Raw genomic sequence first — 6,000 nt, 5'->3', positions numbered from 1 at the left:
ATCTTTCAGATCACGTGGTAGCGGAGCGTTCCGTAAGCCTGCGAAGGGTGTCCGTGAGGCCGCCTGGAGGTATCGGAAGTGAGAATGCTGACATGAGTAGCGACAAACAGTGTGAGAAACACTGTCGCCGAAAGTCCAAGGGTTCCTGCGCAAGGTTAATCCACGCAGGGTGAGCCGGCCCCTAAGGCGAGGCCGAAAGGCGTAGTCGATGGGAACCACGTTAATATTCGTGGGCCTGGCGGAGGTGACGGATTGGAAAGCGTGTACGATCTTATCGGATTGATCGTGCTGTGGACCGGTTCCAGGAAATAGCCCCGCCTTATAGACCGTACCCCAAACCGACACAGGTGGACTGGTAGAGTATACCCAGGCGCTTGAGAGAATGGTGTTGAAGGAACTCGGCAAATTGCCCTCGTAACTTCGGAAGAAGAGGGCCCCGTTTGTGCGCAAGCGCAGGCGGGGGGCACAGACCAGGGGGTAGCGACTGTTTACTAAAAACACAGGGCTCTGCGAAGCCACACAAGGCGACGTATAGGGTCTGACGCCTGCCCGGTGCCGGAAGGTTAAGAGGAGGAGTGCAAGCTCTGAATTGAAGCCCCGGTAAACGGCGGCCGTAACTATAACGGTCCTAAGGTAGCGAAATTCCTTGTCGGGTAAGTTCCGACCTGCACGAATGGCGTAACGACTTCCCCGCTGTCTCCAACACCAACTCAGCGAAATTGAACTCTCCGTGAAGATGCGGAGTTCCCGCGGTCAGACGGAAAGACCCCGTGCACCTTTACTACAGCTTTGCAGTGGTGCTAGGGACTTCATGTGTAGGATAGGTGGGAGGCTTGGAAGCATGGGCGCCAGCTCGTGTGGAGCCAACCTTGAAATACCACCCTTGAAGTCTCTGGCATCTAACCGTGGCCCGTTATCCGGGTCCGGGACCCTGCATGGCGGGTAGTTTGACTGGGGCGGTCGCCTCCCAAAGTGTAACGGAGGCGCGCGATGGTGGGCTCAGAGCGGTCGGAAATCGCTCGACGAGTGCAATGGCATAAGCCCGCCTGACTGCAAGACTGACAAGTCGAGCAGAGACGAAAGTCGGCCATAGTGATCCGGTGGCTCCACGTGGACGGGCCATCGCTCAACGGATAAAAGGTACGCCGGGGATAACAGGCTGATGACTCCCAAGAGTCCATATCGACGGAGTCGTTTGGCACCTCGATGTCGGCTCATCACATCCTGGGGCTGGAGCAGGTCCCAAGGGTTCGGCTGTTCGCCGATTAAAGTGGTACGTGAGCTGGGTTTAGAACGTCGTGAGACAGTTCGGTCCCTATCTGCCGTGGGTGTCGGAGTTTTGCGAGGATCTGTCCCTAGTACGAGAGGACCGGGATGGACATACCTCTGGTGCACCGGTTGTCACGCCAGTGGCATGGCCGGGTAGCTAAGTATGGACGGGATAACCGCTGAAAGCATCTAAGCGGGAAACCCACCTCTAAACCAGAGCTCCCTTGAGAGCCGTGACAGACCATCACGTCGATAGGAGGCATGTGGACCGGCAGCAATGCCTGAAGCTAAGCCTTACTAATCGCTCGATCGGCTTGATCTCTCACCGGGCGCCATGCACAGCGGTAAGCCGCTTCATGGACGATCTGAAGACGCATCCCGTCACTTGAAACTCGATTTTATCGCGATCAGCGAAAAGGCCGCCTCCCTTGTGGGAAGGCGGCCTTTTCGCGTTCGGAGTTTGGGCCCCTCGTCTACTCGCCCAATCCCTTGAAGCCCATGTCGCTGTCGGCGATGGTGACGAACCAGTTCTTCGGATCGCCCACCGTGCCGGCCAGCTCGGGCTGGTCGAGCGCCGGCCGCACCATCATACGGGTCGGCGTGCGCAGGCCGTTCTTGAGGCAGAGGAAGCCCATCATCGACAGCGGCCGCGCCGCCTGGGCGTTCAGCGTCCGGCACATCAGCGCAACCATACCCTCCCGGCGCGCCAGTTCGGTCATCAGCGAGAAGGCCGCCATCAGCCAGCCCGGCCGGGCCAGATAATCGCAGACCACGCCGACCGGTTCGCCCTTCCAGTGGTCGACCCGCAGCACGACATAGGCCAGAACGGTCTCGCCGCGCATGACGTAGAAGCGGCGGAAGCGGTCGGCCTGGGGGGACAGGTCGAAGCGCCAGTTCAGGAAAGCCCAGTCGCGCCGGGCAATCACCGAATGCTGCGGCGAAGCCGCTTCCCAGAGGTCGTCGACGCGATAGTCGAAACGGTCGATCTCCACCAGCCGGGCGCCGAGCAGCTTGGCCGAGAGTCCGTAGCCCATCGAGGCCGACGCCAGCGCCGGCTTGCCCACCCTGGCGACCAGCTTGGCCAGACCGCCGCCATAGGGGCTGACGCGCAGGCAGCGCAGCGGATCGATCACCCGCAGATAAGTCGGCACATTGCCGAGGTCGAGCCAGCCACCGCGCTTGTAGGATTTGTAGGCTGCCTCCGTCATCGACAGCGACACGGCGAGATCGCTGGCTCCGGTGTGGGTTTCCGACAGGGCGGGGCCGACACCGCGCAGGCGCCATTCCGGGGCGACCATCAGGTCGATTGCCCAGGAGGCCCGGCGGTTGCGCTCACCCACCTTCAGGGCGAAGGGGATGCCGCCCTGCTGCCCGACCACCGCACCGTTCCGCTTGCACAGCCAGAGCTGCGGCCCTTCATGCTCCCGTTCCGGTGGTTCCTCGAACAGCCAATGGAAGTGGTCGGGACACAGCTGGATTGCGTCGGCTCCGAAATGCGCGCGCTGGAATGCCTCCAGGGAGGCGTGGTCGCCCGGTTCATACCGGGCGACGCCACGTTGCTTCCAGTCGATGACACTCATGCCTCATCCCCGACGGACACCGGCTGCACCAGATGGGCATCGCGCAGGATGCGGGCGGAGGTGCGGCGCTTGGCGGTGATGTCCTTGTAGACGCGGTGGACCTGCTGGACGGTCAGGTTCAGCGCCTCCGCGGCTTCCTCTTCGCTGGCGCCGCGACCGTAGGCGCAGAGCGCCAGATCCAGCTTGTCGTAGGGCAGGGCGTAATAGAACTCCTCCTGCGACTGCGGCAGCGTGTAGGTATCGGTGCTGGGCGACTGCGCCTGGATTTCCGCCGGCAGGCCGAGATAGGCGGCCATCTGGTAGACCTGCGACTTGTAGAGATGGGCGATCGGCTTCAGGTCGGCCAGACCGTCGCCGCCGCGCACGAAGAAGCCCAGCTCATATTCCAGCCGGTTCGGCGTGCCGAGCACGGCGTAGTTCAGGCGGTCGGCATGGGTGTATTCGACCGTCTTGCGCATGCGCTGCTTCAGGTTGGTGGCGGCGACGACGTCGAGATAGACGTCCACCGGCATGCGGCTGGTCTGGCGCTCGCCGTCCGGCGATTCGACGGTCAGGGTGAAGTAGTTGACGCGGTCGGCGTCCAGCAGGTTGCCGGCCAGACCGATCTTCTGCTTCCAGCCCGGACCGAATTCCGGGAACAGCCGGCGGATGGCGTTGTCGCGCCGCTCGTAGCAGCCGAGCGCCTCCAGCGGGCCGGTGATGTTTTCCATCACCGGGGTGACGCCGAGGTGCTCGCAGAGCAGCGTGCCGAGACGGGTGCTCTTCGGCGAATTTTCCTTTTCCGGCATCAGGATGCAGAGCACGCGTTCCGGCCCGAGGGCGCGGACGGCGAGCGTGGCGCAGACCGAGCTGTCGATGCCGCCGGACACGCCGAGCACGATGCCCTGGCGACGCAGATCATGGGCGACGATGCGTTGGATGGCGTCTTCGATCTCGCGAGCCGCGGCCGCGCAATCCAGATCGAGGGCCTTGGAGTCGAACGAGGTGAGGGCGTTCAGCATGGTCACGGTTCCCAATGGGGGTTGATGCATCGTCGGTCAGAAAAGGGCGCGGCGGTCAGGCCGCGGTGGGCTGAGGTGCGGCGGTCCGGGCGTTGCCGGCCAGATCCTCCAGCACGTGAATTTCGGCGTTGTCCAGGGCGGCCCGCTGGTCGCGGATGCTCTGGGGCAGTTCGTCGTGGACGTAATGGGCCAGCATCTGCAGGGTCAGCGTGCCGACCAGCGCCATCTCCTCCCGCTCGCCTGCCATGCGGCCGTTCTGGCGGTGGGCCTTGTCGGCCAGGGCCGAGACGGCCGCGGCATCGGTCAGGCCGTAGCGGGCGAGCGCCTCCGGCGACAGCAGGTCGCGGACATAGTCCGGGGCGCCGTCGCCGAACAGGGCCGTGGTCATCGGGGCCCGGTAAGGCCGCTTCGGCCGCTGGAAGATCTCGGCCGGCAGATGGCGGGCGGCGAGCCGGCGCAGGGCCAGCTTGTCGCGCAGACCCAGCATCTTCACCCGGTCCGGCAGGGCGGCGCACAGGTCGTCCACCGCCGGGTCGAGGAAGGGGTAGCGCACCTCAATGCTGTTGGCCATGGCGACGCGGTCGCCCTGGGCCGACAGCAGGTAGGGGGTCATGAAGGTGGCGATCTCCGCCCACTGGCTGCGCGCCAGCGGCGACCAGCGCGACCAGCCGTCCGGCAGATGGGCCGCGACATGCGCCTCGAAGGCGGCATCGTCGGCGGTGGCCTGGACATCGGCCGACAGCAGGCGCTGCGACCAGGCAGTGTTCCGCCAGCGGGTGCGGTGGGCGTAGAAGGTCTCCTCCGTCTCCATCATCCCGCGCTTGAAGAAGGCCTGCCACAGCGGGCTGTCCTTCTGGCCGTTGACGGCGGCGAAGGGATGGACACGGCCAAGCAGCTTCGGCCGCGCCTTGCTGTCGGGCTGACGCGCCCAGAAGCGGCGGACCTTGTCCTCCTTGAAGATGTCGTAGCCGGCCAGCCACTCGTCGGCACCCTCGCCGGACAGCACCACGCGGATGCCGCTCTCGCGCACCAGACGCGACAGCAGGAACAGCGGGGCGGGGGCGGTGCGGACCAGAGGCATCTCGCCATGGCGGATGACATCGGGCAGGGCGGCCTGGATGTCCTGCGGGCTGCAGAGGATGTCGTGATGCTCGGTCCCGACATGGCCGGCGACCAGCCGCTGCTGCGGCGTCTCGTCGAAGCCGGCATCGGTGAAGCGGACACCGAAGCTGTGCATGTGGGTGGTGTCGAGCTTGCGGGCCAGCGCCGCGATCACCGAGCTGTCGAGCCCGCCGCTGATATAGACGCCGACCGGCACGTCGGCGCGCAGCCGCAGGCGGATGGCGTCGAGCAGCTTCTCCTCCAGCCGGTCGGCGGCCTCGTCCAGCGACAGCTTGGCCAGCGACGGATCGGTGGCGAAATCGGGCTGCCAGTAGCGGTCGACATGCAGCGCCAGCGTGGAGTCGACGCGGATCGCGGTGGCGGCCGGCACGCTCTCCACGCGTTCGAAGACGCTGCCGTGCGGGGCGGTGCTCCAGTGGGTGAAGACCTGGGCGAGGCGGGCCGGGTCGAAGGCCGGATCCACCCGGCCGCCGCCGAACAGCGACTTGGCTTCGGACGCGAACACCAGATGGTCGCCGCGGCGGGCGTAGAACAGCGGCAGGATGCCGAGCCGGTCGCGGACCAGCCACAGCTCGCGCCGCGTGGTGTCCCACAGGCAGATGGCGAACTGGCCGTTCAGCTTGGCCCAGGTTGCGGGGCCGTATTCCTCGAAGGCGTGGACGATCACCTCGGTGTCGGTCTGGGTGTAGAAGCGGTGGCCGCGCGCCTCCAGCTCCCGCCTCAGTTCGACATGGTTGAAGATCTCGCCGTTGAAGCTGATCCAGAGGGTGCGATCCTCGTTGTGGATCGGCTGGAAACCGCCGGCCAGACCGACGATGCTGAGACGCGCATGGGCAAGCCCGATCCGGTCGTCACGGTAGAAACCGTAACCGTCCGGGCCGCGGTGACCCAGCATGGCGATCATGCGCTTCAGCTCGTCCAGACCGGCCGGTTCGGCACGCGATCCTGCGAGAACTCCGGCGACACCACACATGAGCGTGCTCTCTGTCCTGGGGTGGGTAGTGTTCGTGGTGGTGTTCTGTAGGGAG

At 65.1% G+C, this 6,000-nt stretch carries 3 protein-coding genes and 1 rRNA gene (1 of these 4 only partly in view); 1 reads left to right on the top strand and 3 read right to left on the bottom strand.

The window, feature by feature from the left end:
• Positions 1 to 1,591 (top strand): 23S ribosomal RNA (locus ABNQ39_RS19795) (it extends 1,156 nt beyond the left edge of the window).
• 151 nt (positions 1,592 to 1,742) lie between these two features.
• On the opposite strand, the gene ABNQ39_RS19790 is transcribed toward ABNQ39_RS19795, so the two are convergent.
• The 3 genes from ABNQ39_RS19790 to asnB are packed head-to-tail and all read right to left on the bottom strand — an operon-like array spanning position 1,743 to position 5,945.
• Positions 1,743 to 2,849 (bottom strand): GNAT family N-acetyltransferase, encoded by a 1,107-nt coding sequence (locus ABNQ39_RS19790; protein ID WP_376959959.1) that lies wholly within the window; start codon positions 2,847 to 2,849, stop codon positions 1,743 to 1,745.
• Positions 2,846 to 3,850 carry an NAD(+) synthase gene (nadE, locus tag ABNQ39_RS19785; protein WP_098737746.1) on the bottom strand — a complete coding sequence of 335 codons (1,005 nt, stop codon included), beginning with the start codon at positions 3,848 to 3,850 and terminating at the stop codon, positions 2,846 to 2,848. Before nadE ends, ABNQ39_RS19790 begins: the two co-directional genes overlap by 4 nt.
• A 55-nt stretch (positions 3,851 to 3,905) precedes the next feature.
• Positions 3,906 to 5,945 carry an asparagine synthase (glutamine-hydrolyzing) gene (asnB, locus tag ABNQ39_RS19780; RefSeq protein WP_376959958.1) on the bottom strand — a complete coding sequence of 680 codons (2,040 nt, stop codon included), beginning with the start codon at positions 5,943 to 5,945 and terminating at the stop codon, positions 3,906 to 3,908.
• Between the last annotated feature and the right edge of the window lie 55 nt (positions 5,946 to 6,000).

It is taken from the genome of Azospirillum sp. A26 (assembly GCF_042604635.1).
Classification (GTDB): domain Bacteria; phylum Pseudomonadota; class Alphaproteobacteria; order Azospirillales; family Azospirillaceae; genus Azospirillum; species Azospirillum palustre.
The sequence above is the reverse complement of the archived record's forward strand: the minus strand, read 5'-3'. Positions and strand labels throughout refer to the sequence as shown.